The following is a 19,420-nucleotide window of genomic DNA, read 5'->3' on the forward strand; positions in this document are numbered from 1 at the left end:
TAATATGGGAGTACATTATCCTAACATAGACTTTTTAGACAGCCCTATTTCTTTTTAACTCATTCTAAAATTTCTGTGAAATGTTTGTAACCTTTCTCTTCATTCATTCGCTCACAACTTCCTTTTATGTTGGTTGTCCCTTTTTCATTTAAACAAATGATTATTCTTTTGTGTAAGATTGGACCATCTTTTCAATTTCTTGTGCTTGTTTATTAGAGAGAACGTGCATTTTATTTAAAATCTTTGCATATGCGGCGATTTTTTTTGGTCGTGACGTTTTCCAACACACTTTTATCACCTCTTTTTTGCCTTAGCGCAAATTTATTTCCCCTAGTAAATAATATGACGAGACAATGAAAAAGTGTAGAAGAAAAGCCTATATTGAACAAAATCGCTAACCGCGACTTTGTTCAGAGGCAGAAGTGAGATGTCAGAGTAGTCGAAATCGGCGAAATAGCCGATTTCGACTATCAATGGTTTGAAGTATTCCGAAAAAACTCTTTCAACATGAAAGAAAGCTACATACTTTTTTTAAAGGGCGCTTGTTCTAATGTTAATAAATACGCCTTTTTGTCCGTTTGATTTCCAGCGTAACCAACTAACTGATGATTTTTTCCGATGACGCGATGACACGGTATGACAATCGGTAACGGATTCCTTTTATTAGCCTGTCCAATCGCACGTACAGCTTTTGGCTTTTCGATATGATTCGCTACATCTTGATAACTCCACGTTTCACCGTAAGGGATAGATTTAAGCGTGTTCCAAACACGTTGTTGAAACGACGTCCCTTCTATTTTTAAAGGTAGATCAAATTGTGTACGCTTTCCCTCGAAATATTCTCTTAATTGATTCATCGTTTCTTTCAGCAAGGGCGTTTCTACTTGATGAACGTCTTTCTTTTTACAAAAACGGTTCAGTTCATGTATATCAAAAAATATTTGAGAAAGTTTCTCTTCTTCTTCAAGTATATATAATGAACCGATCGGTGCGTTTAATATACAATACGAAAACATATTACACCTCATTTAAAGTATCGTCTTGATGAATCGGCAACGATATCGAAAACGTCGTACCATTTCCCACTTTACTCGTTACGTCTACTTTTCCATTATGTTCTTCAATTATTTTGTAACTTACCATTAAGCCTAAGCCTGTGCCACGCTCTTTCGTCGTATAAAACGGTTCCCCTAATCGTTTTAATTTATCGCGAGGAATGCCGATGCCTTCATCTTTAATGGAAACAGTCACTTTCTGGCCGTTGCTTGATGAAATGCGTACATGTATGTTCCCGCCATTTGGCATAACCTCTATAGCATTCTTTAGTATATTAATGAACACTTGCTTAAGTTGGTTTGGTTCGCAATAAATAGGAGGAGTATCAATTGCATCGAGATGAATTTGTACATTTGCCAATATCGCCTGTGCGTTTAACAGGTCAATCGTATCTTTCATAATATCGACGAGATTTTTCTTTTGAAAATGGACAGCTTGAGGCTTTGCTAATATAAGAAATTCTGTAATAATCGATTCAATTCGTTGCAGTTCAGACGTTATCACTTTAAAATACATGGAATGGTCTTCCTTCATACTCCCTTGCAACAATTGAATGAATCCTTTTAAAGCGGTCATTGGGTTTCTAATCTCATGGGCAATACCAGCAGCCAATTCGCCTACGACATTTAACGTGTCTGATTTACGTAATTTTTCTTCCATTTCTTTCTTTTCCGTGACATCCCGAAAAATAGCTAAATTCATATTTTGTATAATATCACGTTTAAAGGAACATTCGATAAGTCTCTCTTCACCGCTTTGTAATATGAACGGAAGCTCTTTCGGCATTTTGTCCCCTTTTTCTAGCAATGTTCGAATGTTTTCTGTTTGAAAGATATCATGTATATGAAGCTTCTTTAACTGATGGAGTGGAATGTTGAATATTTTACTTGCAACAGGGTTTGCGTCAATAATACGAAACGTATCATCAAATAAAACATTTCCATCCATCGTTCCATCAAATACTTTTCTGAATTTTTGCTCACTTTCACGCAATTCTTTTTCCATTCTCTTTCGATCGCTAACATTCCGTAAAATCGTCATATGATACCCGTCATGACCTTCACGCTTAGAAGTAAATTCTAGCTGCTTTTTTTGACCATTAGGCATGTGAAACAAAAGTTCTTCACGAATAGCCCCCGTTTTCATATATTCCTTTTTAATTTTCTGAAATTTTTGGTCATTTTTATCAACAAAGTCGCAAACACGACTCTTTAAGAGCTTATCAAGTGGCAATTCGAAAATCCGACAAGCCCATTGATTCGCACGCACAATCTTCCCGTTTTCGTCCCAAAGGACAATGGCGTCTAATGCACTTTCAAACACTTCCCTAAACCGTTCTTCACTTTCCTTAAGTTGTTGTTCCATCATGCGCTTTTCGGTTATATCCCGTAAAATTGACATATAAAATCCGTTTAATATATTCGCTGTTGACGTAAACTCAAATATTTTCGTTTTCCCATTCTTTAATTTGACAGGGAGTTCTCCTTTTACTTTCCCCTCTTTCAACATAGTTTGTTTCATTTCAATTATTTTAGTTGGTTCGATAACAAAATCTTCTAAACGAAAGTGATTTAGCTCATGTTTATTCAAATCAAAGCTTACACAAAATGAATAATTGGCATCGACAAAGTAGCCTTCTTCATCAAAGATAACAATGCCATCAACTGCTCGATTAAATAAATCTTGGAATAATTGTTCGTTAATCGTACGTTCTCGTTCAAGTACTTTCCTCGATGATACATCACGAAAAATAGACAAATCGTATTCACCGAACGCTTTATATTTTGCAGTAAACTCGACAAACTTAACTTCGCCATCATCAAGATTTATGACAAGCTCATCTTGCAAGTAGCCCATTTTATAAAATCGCTTCATTTGCTCTTCTTTTTGTTCTTTCGGCATTAGTTTGAGGAAATCGTGTAAATTCCGTGACAAAAGCTCTTCCTCTGTTACATGGAACATATCACAAGCTGCCTTGTTGACTTTGACAAAGTTTAATTGTTGATCAAAAAAGACGATTGCATCTAATGCTTGTTCAAAAATGACTTGATATTTATTTAAATCGGATTTTAATTTTCTATTTTCTTCCGTTAATTGCTCGATAGCACTTATTAACTCTACTTGGTGAATCGTATTTTTCAATCTTCCCACCCCTCATCATTCGATCAGCTTATTAAACTTTCTACATCTTTCGATAGACTCCTTCTATTTTCCCTTTTACATTTTAGTAACTTTCGTTTGTTGATTTTTCAATTCACTTACATTTTGTTAACAATAAATAATAAACCATTCTAATTCGAGTAGACTGTTTTAAAATAGTACACGAACGCTCTAATACACCATCCCTTTTAACGATTTTGTTAACTATTCAATCATAGAAAGACGTTTAAGAAAAGGGGGAGAGAAGATGCATCGTGATAGTTATTTCGATAATGCCAAATTTATTTTAATTGCCCTTGTTGTGTTCGGACATCTCATTCGTTCATTTATTGAACAAAATGAAGTGATGTTGACCGTTTACAAGTTTATTTACACCTTTCATATGCCAGCTTTCATCTTAATAGCTGGGTATTTTGCAAAAGGATTTCAAAAAGAAGGCTATATTAAAAAAGTATCGATCAAACTGATTATTCCGTATTTAATTTTCCAAGGTATATATTCGGTGTATTACGTTATCATTCAAGAAAAAAATATGTGGGATTTGGTGGATCCGTTAAATCCACATTGGTCACTTTGGTTTTTATTAAGCTTATTTTGCTGGAATCTACTTCTTTATCCTTTTACAAAACTGCAAAAAGGCTTTGCTTTAGGTCTTGCTTTTTTCATCGGGATTGTTATTGGGTATGTTGATTTTATTAGCAACTATTTAAGTTTATCACGAACATTCGTCTTTTTCCCGATATTTTTAATCGGATTTTATTTACAAAAAGAGCATTTTTCTTGTTTAACGAAGCGATCGATTAAACGGTTAAGCATTCTTGTTTTATGTATAACGTTTATCTTGTATTTTTCGTTTCCATTTGACTATGAATGGCTATTTGGTTCTAAACCGTATTCGTATTTTGGCGAGACTTCCATTCTAGCAAGTGTAAAGCGACTTGGCTTTTATTTGTTAACGGTGATTACTACTTTTTTATTTTTATCCATTGTACCAACGAGGCGGACATTCTTTACCGATTGGGGAACGAGAACGTTTTACGTTTATTTGCTTCATGGATTTATCATTCAAGCGTTCCGTGCAAGTGATTTAGAGCATGAAATTTCATTTTTAAATAATTTGTTTATTGCTGCCATTTTGGCAATTGTGATTACATCGATCTTATCAAGTAATCTCATTAAAAAAGCGGTTCATCCTTTAATAGAAGTTCAACGAATCACGTATAAAAATGAAGAAACGATCGCCAAATGACGATCGTTTCTTTTCTTATAAGTCTTCTACAATGATATAAGATGCATGGATCGGTCCATGTACACCTACAACGAGATTCATTTCAATGTCTGCAGAATTACTAGGTCCTGAAATAAAATTAATACAAGACGGTATCCATTCACCGCTTTCGACCTTTTCATGTATTTGCTTCGCTGCTTGGGTCATTCTCGGGACAATCGTACTTTTTGGAATAATGGCAATGTAGGTTGTCGGTAGCAAACTGACTGAGCGTCCCTTTTCTTCAGAGCTAAATAATACGACAGTACCTGATTCAGCCAGTGTTATGTCACTAAATGTTATACCAACGTTTGCTTTTTCAGCGATTTGAACATTTTCCTCTTGTAAATTTGCCTCCCAAATATGTGTATCTATTTTCTTTTTTGGAAGTTCTTCTTGAAAAAATGACCGTATTTTCGCTTCGTCTAAGCGTTTATCCTCCCACACGACAATAGGGCCGCCACCATACTTGTGAATGATACGCTCAATTGTATTGGATAAATCATTTTTTGAAACATAATAAGCATCTGTTTGGATATTTTGACATTGCTCTATTAATACGTCAACAAGGTCATCATTTGATTTATTTTTCAACACGTCCCATTGTGGCTGATGGCGGTAATGTGGCCTGATGACTCCTTCTTTTTTCACCGGTCTACCGAGGCGGTTCGCTAAGTTCGATAGAAAGACTTCTCGGTTTTGAATCGTTCCCTTCATTTTTCTTCACCTCGTTTTTCGCGACTTTGAAACCATTCGCGGAAACCATTTTTCGGTGCCGGAAATTCACGTATTTGCGTCCAAGCTTTTAACGGTCCCGGTCCGTTTGAAATTTTTTCATCCTTTGTAAAAGGTTTCATCGCAGCTGGTGCTAATTTTGCTCCAAATTTATAAAGACTTGGATTGGCTGCTCCAAGACCAAATGCTTTCATCGCAAGCTTTTCGGACACAGGGGCTCTTCCTTCTTTTTCAACAATGACTTGACGGTGCTTATGAAGGAGTTCATGCAAAGGAATCTTTACTGGACAAGCTTCCGAACACGCTGCACATAGTGTAGACGCGTACGGCAATTCTTTATAATCATCATATCCGCCTAAAAGCGGGGATAAAACAGCACCGATCGGGCCGGAATAAATCGACCCATACGAGTGACCGCCAACATGACGATATACAGGACAAACATTTACACAGGCGGCACATCGAATACATTGAAGGACGGATTGGAATTCTGATCCTAATATTTTCGAACGACCATTATCAACAATCACTAAATGAAACTCCTCAGGCCCATCTGCATCTTCTTGCTCTTTCGGACCAGTTAGAACTGTTACATAACTCGTTAATTTTTGGCCGACTGCACTTCTTGTCAAGAGGCTTACGAGAATATCAAACTCTTCAAAAGTAGGAACGATTCTTTCCATTCCCATTACAGTAATTTGTGTTTTCGGAGCCGTTGTTACGAGCCGCGCATTCCCTTCATTCGTCACTAGGCTGATGGAGCCTGACTCTGCAATCGCAAAATTACATCCCGTTATCCCAACATCAGCTGTTAGAAATTCATTCCGCAACATTTTTCGTGCATGTATTGCTAATTCTTCCGGTTTTTCCGTTTTCGTATAATGTAGCTTTTCTTTGAATACATCACGGATTTGCTCTTTATTTTTATGCAGGGCTGGTGCGACGATGTGGGATGGTGGATCATGATCATCCACTTGCAAAATGTATTCGCCAAGGTCTGTTTCAATCACTTGACAGCCTTCTTTTTCCAAGCATTGATTCAAATGAATTTCTTCTGTTACCATCGATTTCGATTTAACAATTTTTTTTGCTTTTTTCTTTTGAATCACTGTCCGAATATAATGATTGGCTTCTTCAGCCGTTTCCGCAAAAAACACATGCCCCCCGCGTTTGGCAACGTTTTCACTTAATTGATGTAAATAGTAATCTAAATTTTCCAATGTATGCTGACGAATTTCTTCTCCTAGCTTTCGCCATTCTTCCCAATTACCGAGTTCTTCTGCAGCCCGCAGCCGGTTCGTTCGTAATCTCTCCTGCGCTCCTGACACCGCTTGGCGCATGAAATCATTTTGAATTCCTTTCTCAATACGATGTTGAAAAGCTTCATCACTGATTTTCATAGACATTTGCGCCACCCCCTAGTTTTTCTCACATGTATTTAAAACTTCTGCGATATGAAGCACTTTCACTTCTTTTCCTTTACGCTCCATTCTGCCACCAATATTCATTAAGCAACCACAATCTGCACCAATTAAAAAATCCGCTCCCGATTGTTCTACATGTTGTACCTTTTCATCCACCATCTGTTCTGAAATGTCAGACATTTTAACTGCGAATGTTCCACCAAAACCGCAGCAATTATGACAATTTTTTAATGGAACCACTTCGAGTCCTTCTACATTTTGCAACAGCTTAAAAGGCGCCTCTTTTACACCTAGCAATCTTGTCATATGACAAGAAGTATGATAGGTTGCTTTACCGTTTAATTTTGCACCAACATTCTCGATCTTTAAAACTTCGAGTAAAAATTGTGTTAATTCATACGTTTTATTGGCTAATTCTGTCGCCTTTTTTTCCCACTTTGGATCATCTTTAAAAACATGTGGGTATTCTTTAAACATCGTCCCACATGAACCAGAAGGTGTCACAACGTATTGTGCTTGCTCAAATGTACGAATCATATTTTTCATCGCTTCTTTTGCATCTTGGACATATCCACTATTATACGCAGGCTGACCACAGCATATTTGACTTTGTGGAAAATCAACATCGCATCCTAATTTCTCCAACAACTCAACTGTTGACTTCCCAACATTTGGGTGAAACATATCAACTAAACACGTTGCAAATAACGAGACCTTCATCTTCTCCTCGTCCTTTCCTTAATCAGGTAAATCGTTTCTTAACTACCACTTTAGCCTGTTTTAAGTTTTAGGTCAACCGGTCATCTGATGACTAAGTTTTTTTAGAAAAGGAACCTAATTTTTTAGGTCCCTTCCTGTTGACGGTTGTTTAAAAACTTCTTTAATACGTTTTCAACTTCTGTAATATGGGCTAACATTAAACGTTGGGCTTCTTCCGCATCTTGATTTTTAATCGCTTCATAAATATTTTTATGTTCTTCATATAACCGTTCATTGGTCGTATCTTTTGAATATAACCAAATTTTCCTCGTTTCTCGCATCGAATCGATCATCATGCCAGAAACATTGCTCATTAAGCTAATTAAGATGGGATTGTGTGTTGCCGTTGAAACGGCCATATGAAACAGCAAATCAGCTTTTTCGCCTAACTCTTTGTCATTAAAGTTCGATTTCATTTGGTTTAGCGCAAATTCCATTGCATCTAAGTCATGTTGATTACGTTTCATCGCAGCAGTGTAAGCAGCCCCAACCTCTAAAATTTTCCTCACTTCTACTAAATTTCTAATATCTTCCATATTCATCAATGCAGCCGTTGATAGTGGAATCGTCAAAGTTACCGGGTCAAATTCCTTTACATATGTTCCTTCCCCTTGCTTCATCTCAACAAGCCCCATCGCTCTTAATGCACTTAGCGCTTCACGAATCGCCGATCTTCCGACTTGAAAACTATCAGCAAGCTGTTGAATCGAATCAAGTTTTTGGCCAGGTTTGATTTCCCCTTTTTTGATCATATCTAAAAGAGCCTCTGCTACTTCTTCATATATTTTTTTAGGTTTTATCTGTTTATACTGCATTCTTATTCACCTCAAAGTTTGTAGAAAAAAAGCTTACTAGATTACCAATATGACTATTTTATAGTATCTCCTTCAAAAAAACAAAGAAATGCTATTGCAATTTGTTATCGCTTACATTATCATATAGTCATCTGATGACTACATGACCTGTTATTCAGTTTATTTTCAGAAGTTTATTTTCAGAATTTTTTGTCAGTTATGTTAAGGAGGTTATTGATTTAATGAATCAATGGATTGCGCTGATTGCTTTATTACCTATTGTATCTGTATTCTTTTTTCTCGTTTTATTAAAATGGCCAGCAAGTCGTGCTATGCCTTTGTCACTTTTTGTAACCATTTTATCGGCTTACTTTTTATGGGGAACAGACGGAAATGTAATCGCTGCTGCAGCCATAAATGGTGCTGTGACGACATTCGAAATTTTAATGATTGTTTTTGGTGCTGTATTATTGTTGAATACCGTTAAAGAAAGTGGAGCGATTGCGACCATTCGCCAAGGGTTTATTAATATTTCGCCAGATCGACGGATACAAGCCATTATTATTGCTTGGTTATTCGGAGCTTTTATTGAAGGAGCAGCCGGTTTTGGAACCCCTGCTGCGATTGCCGCACCTCTTCTCGTTGCGATTGGATTTCCTGCCATGGCTGCCGTATTAGTAGCACTCATTATTCAAAGTACACCTGTTTCTTTCGGAGCCATTGGAACACCGATTCTAGTAGGGGTTAACAGTAGTTTAGCAGATCAACCAATAGTCACATCAGCACTTGGTAATTGGGAGTATACTTCCTACCTATACACGATTGCTGCAAATGTCGGCTTACTCCACAGCATCATCGGGATGTTTATTCCATTATTTATGGTCAGTATGCTGACGAGATTTTTTGGTAAAGAACGATCCTTCCGACAAGGATTAGCAGTTTGGAAATTTGCTCTGTTTGCTGGAATTTCCTTTACTATTCCCTATTACTTGATTGCTGTCTTTTTAGGGCCTGAATTTCCGTCTTTACTAGGGGCACTGATCGGAATGCTTATCGTGATTCCAGCTGCAAAAAAAGGACTCTTTATGCCTAAAAAAGACGAAATTTTCGAATTTGAAGATAAGGAACATTGGCAAGAAGATTGGTTCGGAACATTGAATAATGATCCGCCAGTAATGACAAATCGTTCAAATAACATTTCATTAATTCGCGCATGGGCGCCCTATGCATTTGTCGCAATATTACTCGTATTAACACGATTTTCACCGGAGATAAAAGGATTCTTAACTTCTCCGTCGGTAACGGTTTCCGTTTCCAACTTATTTGGGACAAATATCGGGATCAAAACTTCTCCTTTATACGTGCCTGGAGCAATTTTTATTGCCGTATCCATTTTGACCTATTTTTTACATCGAATGAACTTAAGCTCTTATAAGAAAGCTTGGTCGAAATCATTTAATACGACAATAAGTGCTGGAGTTACGTTAATCTTCGCCGTGCCAATGATTAAAATCTTTTTAAACACACAAACGGACGAATTAGCGAGTATGCCAATTACGTTAGCAGAAGGATTAGCTCACGTAGTTGGACCAATTTGGCCTATGTTTGCCCCGATAATCGGTGCACTTGGCGCATTTATCGCAGGGAGTAACACATTTAGTAATATGATGTTTTCCATCTTTCAATTTGGAGCCGCTGAAAACATCGGACTAGATGTTACGCAAGCAAGCTATGTTGTTGCATTACAGGCAATTGGTGGTGCAGCTGGAAACATGATTTGTGTCCACAATGTTGTAGCAGCTTCAGCAACGGTCGGATTAAGAGGGAAAGAAGGTACGTTGATCCGATTTGCTCTTATTCCGATGAGCTATTACGTGTTAGCTGGAGGCGCTATCGGAATGGCAATTATTTCGGGTGGTTGGAACATGTGGCTTTTCGTATATGTATTCATTTTAATGAGCTACTTTATGTTGATTTACTATAATAAAGGGAAGCAACCCCTTCAAATAGAAAATAATCAATTTAGTGCTTAATAGCACGAGAGAGGGATTAACATGTATTCCCTCTCTTCTTTTTTGGCTAAAATGTGATAGAATAGAAAAGTTAAAATATATGAACAAAGGTGTTGACAAATGAACATTATCGTCAGTTCATTAAATGCAAAATACATTCATACGAATTTAGCGATTCGATGCTTAAAAGCTTATGCAGAGCCCGATTTTCACATTACGATGGCTGAGTATACGATTAAAGATCCAGCGATGAATATCGTGACAGATTTATTCCGTAAAAAACCAGATGTTATCGGGTTTAGTTGCTACATTTGGAATATTGAAGAAACGATAAAAGTCGTGAAAATGTTAAAAAAAATTAACCCTAACTTAACTATCATCCTCGGGGGTCCTGAAGTTACGTACGATACAAAAGAATGGATGGAAAAAATTCCAGAAGTTGATTTTATCGTTATTGGCGAAGGGGAAGAAACATTTAAGCAATTGCTCAACCAATTACATGGTGATTGCAACTTTGCTGAAGTAAGTGGGCTTTCTTATCGTAAAAATGGCACGATCATGATTAATCCACAGCGAAATAAAATTGATCTACGGCAAATGCCTTCCCCGTTCCGGTTTAAAGAGGATATCCCGCACTTATCAAAACGAGTGACTTATATTGAAACGAGTCGTGGTTGTCCGTTTAGTTGTCAATTTTGTTTATCTTCGATTGAAGTCGGTGTCCGTTATTTTGACCGCGAAAAAGTGAAAGAAGATATTCGCTATTTAATGAAACATGGGGCGAAAACGATTAAATTTGTCGATCGTACGTTCAACATTAGCCGTAGCTATGCGATGGAGATGTTTCAATTTTTAATTGACGAGCACCTTCCCGGAACGGTGTTTCAGTTTGAAATTACAGCAGATATTATGAGACCAGAAGTGATCGAATTTTTAAATGAGAATGCGCCTGAAGGATTATTCCGCTTTGAAATTGGTGTACAATCGACAAATGACGTAACCAATGAACTTGTAAAACGAAAGCAAAACTTTAAAAAGCTGACACGTACCGTCACAATGGTAAAAGATGGCGGGAAAATTGACCAACATCTCGATTTAATCGCCGGACTTCCAGAAGAAGATTACGATACGTTTAAGAAAACATTTAATGATGTGTTTGCGCTTCGACCTGAAGAGCTACAGCTAGGCTTTTTAAAAATGCTGCGTGGAACAGGTCTTCGCGTCGGGGCTAAGCAGTTCGGCTATTTATTTATGGATCATGCACCATATGAAATTTTAGGAAATCATGTTCTATCCTTCGATGACATCATTCGTATTAAACAAGTGGAAGATGTGTTAGAAAAATATTGGAATGACCATCGTATGGATGAAACATTGGAATATTTAGTTCAGCACGTCTTCAAAACCCCGTTTGATTTTTTCCAAGACTTTGGAACGTATTGGGACGAGCAAGGTTGGGCAAGAATCGGCCATCAACTAGAAGACTTATTTAAACGACTTTATCTCTTTTTACAAAATCAAAAAAGGGAACATCTTTCAATTGTTGAAGGATTTATGAAATATGACTATTTACGAAATCATAAACATAAACCGCGAAAGCCTTGGTGGGAAGAAAAGCTCTCGAAAAACGAGCAAAGTAAAATTTATCAAGCAATTCTTCAAACGAAACATATTTTTGGCGAAGAATTTGATAAGCTTAACTTAAATGAAAAAGATCTCTACAAGCACACAGTTATAGAAGTCATTCCATTCGATTTTGCTTACTATAAGGAAACAGGTACGATCATTCAAAAACCTTCTGTCATCCTTGCATATTATGACCCAAGCTTAAATAAGCCAACTTTATTTACAGCATCTACCTCCGTCCTTCAACAAGAAAAAGAAGCATAAAGAAAACAAACAACCGACCATCTAAGTGGCTCGGTTGTTTTTTTACAAATTAAATGCCTACCACAATAATTGTAGCAGGCACATCGATGAAGGTAATGCATGATATGTTGTTAATACCGTGGATGTGAAGGATTTATATCATGCATTGTTATTATTTGAAAAAGAAATTTTTTTATACATAAAAAAATTAAATTTAACATTCATCTTTCTTTCCTTTATTCCCTAACACTTCATAAATTTTACTTGCATTGTAATCTCCAAGCTCCGAGCCAAACTCTTCTTGAAGCAATTGTTTATGCATCGGCTTTTTATGATTTTGCATCTCTTTACTTTTTTGATGTTTTTTTGTCATAATCGTTTTCCTTTACTTCCTTTTTTTGAATTACGATTCGCACCTTTCATTGGGTCTTCGATATCATATGTCGCAGAAAATTCTGTATCTGGCAAACTTTCCTTCGGTGTAAAATTATTTTTTCGTGCTTGCTCATGAGCTACTTTTCGTTTCATGATGCTCCCCCCTTTACCCATTAATTTTCAACATTTTTCTATGAAGTAATCATGGAAATGATAAGTAATTCATAACTTCCCTTGCCGGAGTCATACTAATAACGAGGTGATGATTATGAAGAAAAAGGAGCCATTTGAGCATACGCTTCCTCATCAAATAAATGCGCCAAACTGGGAAGGAACAGGTCAATCGTTACAAAAAACGTTTACGAATGAGCATGGGGTTATCATTGGAGATAGTTATTACGATTCTGAACAATCCCCTTTAAATAATTGGAATGATGAAGTCGATCCTTCTATCATGTCAGGGAGTAAATGGGTTCATCCGACAAACGATATTGGCTGGAATACTCCTGAAAATCGGGAAATCGTTGAAAGTCAAAAAACCCCTCAAGGTGCACCATTTATGCACCCGACTAAAGATGTGGGAAGTGGAACGGATTAAGTTCATTCATACTTCGATAGAGAGGTACTCAAAGATAGCCTTATTATGAGTCATCCTCTCATTTTTTACTTTAGATGAACTAACGAGAAAAGCCATTAGGATTTGGTTCCAATAAGAAAGGAAGTAAATGTTCGCTCAATACGTTTCTTTTCTTTCTTTTGTTTTTACTGACTCATCCAGCATCATTTCGATTTCAAATGATTCATTGTCGCTCGCAGAGGCATCTGTATCCCACTCCTCGTTTAATAAAACCGGTTCATCGTCTTTCTTTTTCATCCTATACAACCTCCTTTACTATTCATTCAATGATTGAAATGCTATCTTATTTATCTTTTAGCATAAAGTGAAACTTCATTCACCTGACTCGTTCATCCAAAAAGAAAAGCGTGTCCCCATTTTTGAGACACGCTTATCCTATGATCACTCTTTCTTTCGGGTAGTGGTAATTAGCTTCTATTTCACGCCTTCCAAGTAAATAGAGGAAAGATAAAATTCCAATTCTTCCGATAAACATCAAAGTCATAATGACAATTTTCCCAAATGTCGTTAAGTCAGGCGTAATCCCCATTGAGAGTCCGACCGTACCAAAGGCCGAGCTTACTTCAAACAAAATTTCCATTAGCTGAAACGGTTCCGTAATCGTTAATATGACAATGGCTGTAAACCATAAAAAAAAGGCTACTAATGTAACGACTAATGCTTTAATCATATCTTCTTGATGCAATTCCCGGCGGAAAACCTTAACCGTACGAGATCCGCGCGCAAAATGGAACATAGTCAGTAAAACGATTGCAAACGTTGTTGTCCGAATACCTCCACCAACTGAGCTTGGCGAGGCACCGATAAACATTAAAAAGCATAATAATAGCAAGGTCGGTTCACTAAATAAGTTAACATCCATAGTAGAGAGACCTGCACTTCTCGTAGTGGCTGCTTGAAATAAAGCATAGAAATACGATTCATGCCACGATTTAGTAGCGAAAAATTTGTTATATTCTAAAATCAGTATGCTAATCGTGCCAAATATGAGGAGTCCGAAATATGTCACCGATGTTAATTTTGTGTAAAGAGAAAAACGATATTGATTGTGCTCCTGCTTTGATTTGAAATAGTTTTTCACTTCAATTAATACTGGAAAACCTATCGCTCCAAGTGTAAGTAAAACGATATTCACAATTTGAACAAAATAGTCATTAGCAAAAGGGACAAGAGACGACCCCGTAATATCAAATCCAGCGTTAGTCGTGGCGCTGACAGAAGCAAAAAAACCTTGTAAAAACGCTTCTTGCCAACTTGGAAAATAATTCAAATAATAAATACTTAAAATAACGGCCCCGACGAACTCAATCGTTAAAATCAGTACTAATATTTGACGCAATAAATTAACAAGACCAGAAAGCTTTGATTGATTCTGATCAAGCATAATTAATCTTCGTTCTTGCAATCCAATTTTTTTTCCGAATAAAATCCAAATAAAGGTTCCGAGCGTCATAACCCCAATACCACCAATTTGAAGGACAAACGCTAAAATGAATGTGCCGGCTACGCTAAACGTATCGGCCGTATTGACAACGGTTAAGCCCGTCACACTTACAGCACTTACAGCTGTAAAGAAGGCATCGATGAATGACCATTCTACCCCAGGCTTTCTAGCAAATGGTAAGCTTAGTAATAAAAATGATACGGTGACGGCTAAAAAGTAAAACGTCACAATTAATTTTGGCGGTGATAAAGAATATAATCGTTTTTTAAAATGTACTATCATATCAATTCAATCCCTAATCGTGTTGTTCTAATACGTACGGTATTAATCATAAAGAAAAACGTAGAAATTTAAAAGGTATTTTTTCATTTTTCTAAAAGGAATCATTTTTGACAGAAAAAATAAGGGGAAGTTCCCCTTAATTAGCACCATCATCAAAAAACTCCTCTAACTCCTCTTTTTTTATTTCGTCTTGTGCAATCTTCTCTGCATAAGGGTTTTGATCTAACGGAGACTTTGGATCTAAAGGTGTTTTCATAACAAAAATTGGATCATTTGACTGTTCACGATATAAGCGCTTTCCATTTTCATGCGCCATTTCATATCACCTCCTTCTCTTATGATGAGCGTGAAAGGTGCTTGTTATCCACAAAGACAACTCTCTACATTTTAAGTTCATGTGAACTTATATTATAATAATGGAAAAGAGAGGACATTTGAGGTGTATGATGGGAAAAATTCAATTAAAGCGAATAGCGATGTCTCAATTATTATTATCTTTACAAGGCATTCATTCAACTCCAACCGAAATCATTAAACAGCACGTTCCTTTCGTAGAGGATGAAGATATTCCAGAATTCATACATAGATTTGAGAAGAAAAAAAATAAGAAGGATTTCGGACTTTCCACAGTTGAGATTGTCACACTAGCTAATATTTGTGAGTTAACATCGTTAAAGTCTACTTTAATTCAAAACTGGATTAAGCGTGATATTAAAGAAATTATCGGTTCGCCTGAACTCGGTAAAAAATATTCAATTGAACAGGCTGCCCTTTTATTTATCGTTAAAGATTTAAAAGCTGTATTTGATTTTGAAACGATTCGTTTTATGTTAATGAAAGTATTTAATACATTATCAGACCGTAGTGACGATTTAATGAGTCCGTTACGTTTTTATCAATTGTATGCTGAAGCATTAGAAAATGTCGGACAAATTACATGGGCTCAATCGAACGAATTTCCACTTGAATCACGAATTGAAAAAGAGGTTACTCGATTGTTACGAAGGGAACATTATTTAAATGAAGACCAAATACAAGAAATAGCCCAAATTCTCGTGATCACCATATTATCGGTCGTCTCTTCCCACTTTCAATTAAGAACGATACGATACGCTGAAGGGTTGCAATCATGTACCATAAAGTGAAAACTTCATTTAAGAGTGGGATAATTTACATGAATGGAATCAAGCATCGGCTCAATACTAACATTACAACGTTTTTATACGTTGTAATGAAGGTAAGGAGATGAATCGTATGGCAAATCGGAACAAATTGCTTGTGCCTGGAGTTGAACAAGCATTAGATCAATTTAAAGCAGAGATTGCCCAAGAATTCGGCGTTCATTTAGGTTCTAATACCGTTTCAAGAGCAAATGGCTCTGTCGGTGGGGAAATGACGAAAAGGCTTGTTGCTCAAGCACAAGCACAATTGAATAATTCAAAATCATAAATATGGAAAAAAGCGCCAATACTGGCGCTTTCAAATTTTTTAGTATTACTTATCTTTATCTTGATGTTTATTCCATTTACGTTGTTCATCTTTTTTGTTTTTCCGTTCTTCATGAGCTTCTTTTTTCTCTTGTTTCTTGATTTGCTTTTCTTCTTTTCTTTGCTCTTTCATTTGTTGCCTTAATTCTTTTTTCTGTTCCCGCATTAATCGTTTTTCTTCTTTTTTCTCTTTTTGTCTTAATTGTTTTTCTTCTTTTTTCTCTTTCTTATTTAATTGATTTTCTTCTTTTTTCAATTGCCCTCGAGGTGTTTTTGTCTCATTTTGAATTTCTTTCTCTTCGTTTAGTTCTCCACGATCCGTCTGCACTTCTTTTTTCATAGTCTCTTTTTGGTTTAGAGCGCGTTGTTGTTGAGTATTAGCTTTTTCTTTGTTGTTGTCCTCTTTAGGTTGTACCTTCGTTTCCTTCTCTATGTACTTCCCTGTTGAAATCCCTTTGTTTTCCGCCTTTTTCCTAGTTTCGATATCAGATTTAATCGTTTCGATCTTAATTTCTTTATCATGATACGTTTTTTTCATTTCGTTTAACTCTTTTTCGAGCTTTTCATCCGATTTCTTTTCTTTACTATTAATAATCGTAGCAATCATAATTTCTTGATTTTTCTTTAAGTAACCTTCATTCTCTGTAACCGATATAATTTTATCGGTTACAGCTTGAATTGAGCGATTCTTCCAATCCGAAAGCTCTTTTACAATTTGTTTTGCATCCTTATTCAACGGTTTAATGTCTGTGACGAGTAAATCTGAATCGATTTCAAGCTCAAAGCTCGGATTGATATCAATCGTCATATACGCATATACATCCTCTTTTTGGAAAATCGGGATACTTAAGACAAGTAGCATAACAACTGCTAAAGCTAAGGCAATACGTCCATTAAAACGTGGTATAGACGCTTTTCTTTGTATTCTTGACAACTCATTTGGAAACGAGATTTCCTCCCCCAGTGCATACGATCCCCTGACGTTATTTGTTTTGACGAATTGGCCGTCAGGGGTTAATAATGTAACAAACCGTTCATTGACCTCTATGACGACCCCTTTTTTCAAGACGTTAGCACCCCTTTAATATAATCTTTCAAATAGACGTAATCACCTGATAAAATAATAGCCATGGACATGATATATTTTCGATTTCTCTCTATCGTCTTGCGGCTAACGGACACTTTTTTTTCGAGTTGTTTGACGGGTAACCTTTTCTTTTGAAGCAAAAACTGCTTCAATTCTTCATCTTCGACTAACACTTTTGCGACATTGATAGCATTTTGACGTGCATCTACATGCTTTGGGGATTGCTCAATCAATTCTTCAAGAGACAACTTAAACTCCTTTAATACCGCACGAAAAAATAATATTTCCTCTTTTCTTTGTTCCTGCTCTAACAATTTCTCATATTCTTCGATGGACAAATCAGCTTCAACTTTACTTTGAGGAGCCTCTTCATCCTCGGCCATCACTGGATCCCACTGAATCGTTCGACTTGCTCGCGCCTCTTTTCGAATATAATCAATAACTTTTCTCTTTATGATTAATTCGGCAAATGATAACAATGAGCTCCCTTTATCCGCTGAGTATTTTTCAACCGCTTCATTGAAAGCAATTAAGCCGATGCTAAATTCATCATCTCGTTCATCTATATATCGTTTACATACGGAAGACACGGATTTGGCAATAAAAGGTTTATATTTTTCAATCAGCTCATTTTGTAATTCGAGGTCGCCTTTTTGTATTTCATGCACAAGTTGTTCTAGCGATTTTTCCTTTTTTATTTTAAACAAAAGGCTTAACAAATGGTTTCACCCCTACTCCTCCCTATCATCCTTCGATAATCATAGCGAATTTCTACAAAACTCGCAAAGGGAGAATTAAAAAACAGAGGTGACGTTGTCAGCAATGTTACGAAAAAAAGACAAGCTTTTATTATTTTTCATGCTATTTTGATGTTGAACTGGCCAGTTCTATCACATCATTCGTACGATCTTTCTTTTTATTGGGGGATACAGCCAAATTTTTTACATTTCCATTACAAATCAAGAAAAGTGCAAGCACCTTGCTCACGTCGGGCAAAAACGTTTTTACGACAAAAAGTACCTTTTACAACGTCACGTTTTTGAACTTGAGGGGGAGGTGACTTTCGCAAGACACAAAAAACTATGTGCGAAGTTTTATACTCTTTCTTAAAAAAGCACTCCAAAATTAAGACCCAAAGAATGCTGTAAAATCAACATTCTTTGGGTCTACCTTTTTAGATTTCGGGCGAATCGGACAGCCCCTTTTTACGCATTATTCAGCTTTTCGATATGCGTTTGATTGTTCCTCTTGACGTTTTTCTTTTGAAAAAATCCAACCGAATGCTCCAATGGCTAATAATACACCCCAGAAGATGAGCTTCCACGTCGCAGAATGAATAAAGTGTTCTGAGATAACGGCTATTTCAGGGTGGGCTAACGTATGAAGTGCAAGCTTAACTCCAACCCAACCTACGATGAAAAACGCTGCTGTCTCTATATTTGGGCGCTTCTTTATGAGTTTAACAAACGCCGTTGCAGCAAATCTCATTAAGACCACACCGATAAAACCGCCAAGAAATACGACAATAAATTGTCCTCCGTCCATATCTCCTATATTCGGTAACGGAGTTTCTGGCAATGTAACAGCTAATGCTACGGCAGCTAAAATAGAATCAATCGCAAATGCGATATCTGCCAATTCCACTTTCAATACGGTCATCCAAAAGCCGCTCGTTTTCTTTTCTTTTTTTGGTTTTTCTTTCGGTTTATTTTTAAGTAGCCATTTCTTTGCGATATGATGAATCGAAATAAAGATTAAGTAAATGGCACCAAGCGCTTGTATTTGCCATATATTTACGAGTAATGAAATGACAAAAAGAGAAGTGATTCGGAATACAAAAGCACCTGCTAACCCATAGAATAGTGCTTTTTTCCGCTTTTCTTCCGGCAAATGCTTCACCATCACTGCCATGACTAATGCGTTATCGGCAGCTAAAATCCCTTCTAAACCAATTAAAATGAGCAATACCCAACTGTATTCTAGTAATAAGCTTACGTCCATCCTTATCCTCCTTCATATACTGGCTCGTTGC

The 19,420-nt window shown here is 36.6% G+C and carries 21 protein-coding genes; 6 read left to right on the plus strand and 15 right to left on the minus strand.

The window, feature by feature from the left end; all coding sequences use genetic code 11:
- Positions 1-160: 160 nt before the first annotated feature.
- The 3 genes from MLD65_RS18095 to MLD65_RS10045 form a co-directional block, all read right to left on the minus strand.
- Positions 161-289, minus strand: coding sequence for a hypothetical protein (locus MLD65_RS18095; protein ID WP_279326031.1), 129 nt, complete (start codon positions 287-289; stop codon positions 161-163).
- 229 nt (positions 290-518) lie between these two features.
- Positions 519-1,016, minus strand: a complete 498-nt coding sequence (locus MLD65_RS10040) for a methylated-DNA--[protein]-cysteine S-methyltransferase (protein ID WP_243291727.1) — start codon at positions 1,014-1,016, stop codon at positions 519-521.
- A gap of 1 nt (position 1,017) precedes the next feature.
- Complete coding sequence (locus MLD65_RS10045) at positions 1,018-3,198, minus strand: PAS domain-containing sensor histidine kinase (protein WP_243291728.1); 2,181 nt, start codon at positions 3,196-3,198, stop codon at positions 1,018-1,020.
- A 265-nt stretch (positions 3,199-3,463) separates the two neighbouring features.
- On the opposite strand from MLD65_RS10045, the gene MLD65_RS10050 reads away from it, so the two are divergent.
- A complete protein-coding gene (locus MLD65_RS10050; protein ID WP_243291729.1) occupies positions 3,464-4,465 on the plus strand; it encodes an acyltransferase family protein in 1,002 nt (333 codons plus the stop codon).
- A gap of 15 nt (positions 4,466-4,480) precedes the next feature.
- On the opposite strand, the gene MLD65_RS10055 is transcribed toward MLD65_RS10050, so the two are convergent.
- From MLD65_RS10055 to MLD65_RS10070, 4 genes are all read right to left on the minus strand, one after another.
- The gene (locus MLD65_RS10055; protein ID WP_243291730.1) at positions 4,481-5,200 is read right to left on the minus strand and encodes a LutC/YkgG family protein; all 720 of its coding nucleotides are present in this window, start codon (positions 5,198-5,200) and stop codon (positions 4,481-4,483) included.
- Positions 5,197-6,624, minus strand: a complete 1,428-nt coding sequence (locus MLD65_RS10060; RefSeq protein ID WP_243291731.1) for a LutB/LldF family L-lactate oxidation iron-sulfur protein — start codon at positions 6,622-6,624, stop codon at positions 5,197-5,199. Before MLD65_RS10060 ends, MLD65_RS10055 begins: the two co-directional genes overlap by 4 nt.
- A 12-nt stretch (positions 6,625-6,636) precedes the next feature.
- Positions 6,637-7,362 (minus strand): (Fe-S)-binding protein, encoded by a 726-nt coding sequence (locus MLD65_RS10065; RefSeq protein ID WP_243291732.1) that lies wholly within the window; start codon positions 7,360-7,362, stop codon positions 6,637-6,639.
- 122 nt (positions 7,363-7,484) lie between these two features.
- A complete protein-coding gene (locus tag MLD65_RS10070) occupies positions 7,485-8,216 on the minus strand; it encodes a FadR/GntR family transcriptional regulator (RefSeq protein WP_279326032.1) in 732 nt (243 codons plus the stop codon).
- Between the two features lie 221 nt (positions 8,217-8,437).
- Between MLD65_RS10070 and MLD65_RS10075 the strand changes: the two genes are divergently transcribed.
- Both MLD65_RS10075 and MLD65_RS10080 read left to right on the plus strand, forming a co-directional pair.
- Positions 8,438-10,228, plus strand: coding sequence for an L-lactate permease (locus tag MLD65_RS10075; RefSeq protein WP_243291733.1), 1,791 nt, complete (start codon positions 8,438-8,440; stop codon positions 10,226-10,228).
- A gap of 99 nt (positions 10,229-10,327) precedes the next feature.
- Complete coding sequence (locus MLD65_RS10080; RefSeq protein ID WP_243291734.1) at positions 10,328-12,097, plus strand: B12-binding domain-containing radical SAM protein; 1,770 nt, start codon at positions 10,328-10,330, stop codon at positions 12,095-12,097.
- 193 nt (positions 12,098-12,290) lie between these two features.
- Here MLD65_RS10080 and MLD65_RS10085 read toward each other — a convergent pair whose 3' ends face one another.
- Positions 12,291-12,449 carry a hypothetical protein gene (locus MLD65_RS10085; protein ID WP_243291735.1) on the minus strand — a complete coding sequence of 53 codons (159 nt, stop codon included), beginning with the start codon at positions 12,447-12,449 and terminating at the stop codon, positions 12,291-12,293.
- A complete protein-coding gene (locus tag MLD65_RS10090; protein WP_243291736.1) occupies positions 12,446-12,604 on the minus strand; it encodes a hypothetical protein in 159 nt (52 codons plus the stop codon). The genes MLD65_RS10085 and MLD65_RS10090 overlap by 4 nt, the downstream gene beginning before the upstream one ends.
- Positions 12,605-12,719: 115 nt before the next feature.
- On the opposite strand from MLD65_RS10090, the gene MLD65_RS10095 reads away from it, so the two are divergent.
- On the plus strand, positions 12,720-13,049 hold the full coding sequence (locus tag MLD65_RS10095) for a DUF3905 domain-containing protein (protein ID WP_243291737.1): 330 nt from the start codon (positions 12,720-12,722) through the stop codon (positions 13,047-13,049).
- A gap of 135 nt (positions 13,050-13,184) precedes the next feature.
- Here MLD65_RS10095 and MLD65_RS10100 read toward each other — a convergent pair whose 3' ends face one another.
- The 3 genes from MLD65_RS10100 to MLD65_RS10110 form a co-directional block, all read right to left on the minus strand.
- On the minus strand, positions 13,185-13,325 hold the full coding sequence (locus tag MLD65_RS10100; RefSeq protein ID WP_243291738.1) for a hypothetical protein: 141 nt from the start codon (positions 13,323-13,325) through the stop codon (positions 13,185-13,187).
- A gap of 133 nt (positions 13,326-13,458) precedes the next feature.
- Positions 13,459-14,814, minus strand: a complete 1,356-nt coding sequence (locus MLD65_RS10105) for a TrkH family potassium uptake protein (RefSeq protein WP_243291739.1) — start codon at positions 14,812-14,814, stop codon at positions 13,459-13,461.
- Between the two features lie 136 nt (positions 14,815-14,950).
- Positions 14,951-15,130, minus strand: coding sequence for a hypothetical protein (locus MLD65_RS10110; RefSeq protein WP_243291740.1), 180 nt, complete (start codon positions 15,128-15,130; stop codon positions 14,951-14,953).
- A gap of 127 nt (positions 15,131-15,257) precedes the next feature.
- Here MLD65_RS10110 and MLD65_RS10115 point away from each other — a divergent pair, with 127 nt between their 5' ends.
- Positions 15,258-15,959: a DUF1836 domain-containing protein gene (locus MLD65_RS10115; RefSeq protein ID WP_243291741.1), complete on the plus strand. Its 702-nt coding sequence runs from the start codon at positions 15,258-15,260 to the stop codon at positions 15,957-15,959.
- A 109-nt stretch (positions 15,960-16,068) separates the two neighbouring features.
- Positions 16,069-16,263, plus strand: a complete 195-nt coding sequence (locus MLD65_RS10120) for an alpha/beta-type small acid-soluble spore protein (protein WP_243291742.1) — start codon at positions 16,069-16,071, stop codon at positions 16,261-16,263.
- Positions 16,264-16,308: 45 nt separating this feature from the next.
- Here the strand turns inward: MLD65_RS10120 and MLD65_RS10125 are convergent, their stop codons facing one another.
- The 3 genes from MLD65_RS10125 to MLD65_RS10135 all read right to left on the minus strand — a co-directional run bounded on the left by MLD65_RS10125 (position 16,309) and on the right by MLD65_RS10135 (position 19,389).
- Positions 16,309-17,367 carry an anti-sigma factor domain-containing protein gene (locus tag MLD65_RS10125; RefSeq protein ID WP_243291743.1) on the minus strand — a complete coding sequence of 353 codons (1,059 nt, stop codon included), beginning with the start codon at positions 17,365-17,367 and terminating at the stop codon, positions 16,309-16,311.
- A complete protein-coding gene (gene sigI / locus MLD65_RS10130) occupies positions 17,364-18,107 on the minus strand; it encodes an RNA polymerase sigma factor SigI (RefSeq protein WP_243291744.1) in 744 nt (247 codons plus the stop codon). Before sigI ends, MLD65_RS10125 begins: the two co-directional genes overlap by 4 nt.
- 493 nt (positions 18,108-18,600) lie before the next feature.
- Entirely contained in the window at positions 18,601-19,389 is a 789-nt protein-coding gene (locus MLD65_RS10135; protein ID WP_243291745.1) for a TerC family protein, read from the minus strand.
- Positions 19,390-19,420 lie beyond the last annotated feature (31 nt).

Origin of the sequence: Bacillus sp. FJAT-47783 (assembly GCF_022808615.1) — a bacterium.
In the GTDB taxonomy this organism is placed as follows: Bacteria; Bacillota; Bacilli; order Bacillales; family Aeribacillaceae; genus Bacillus_BZ.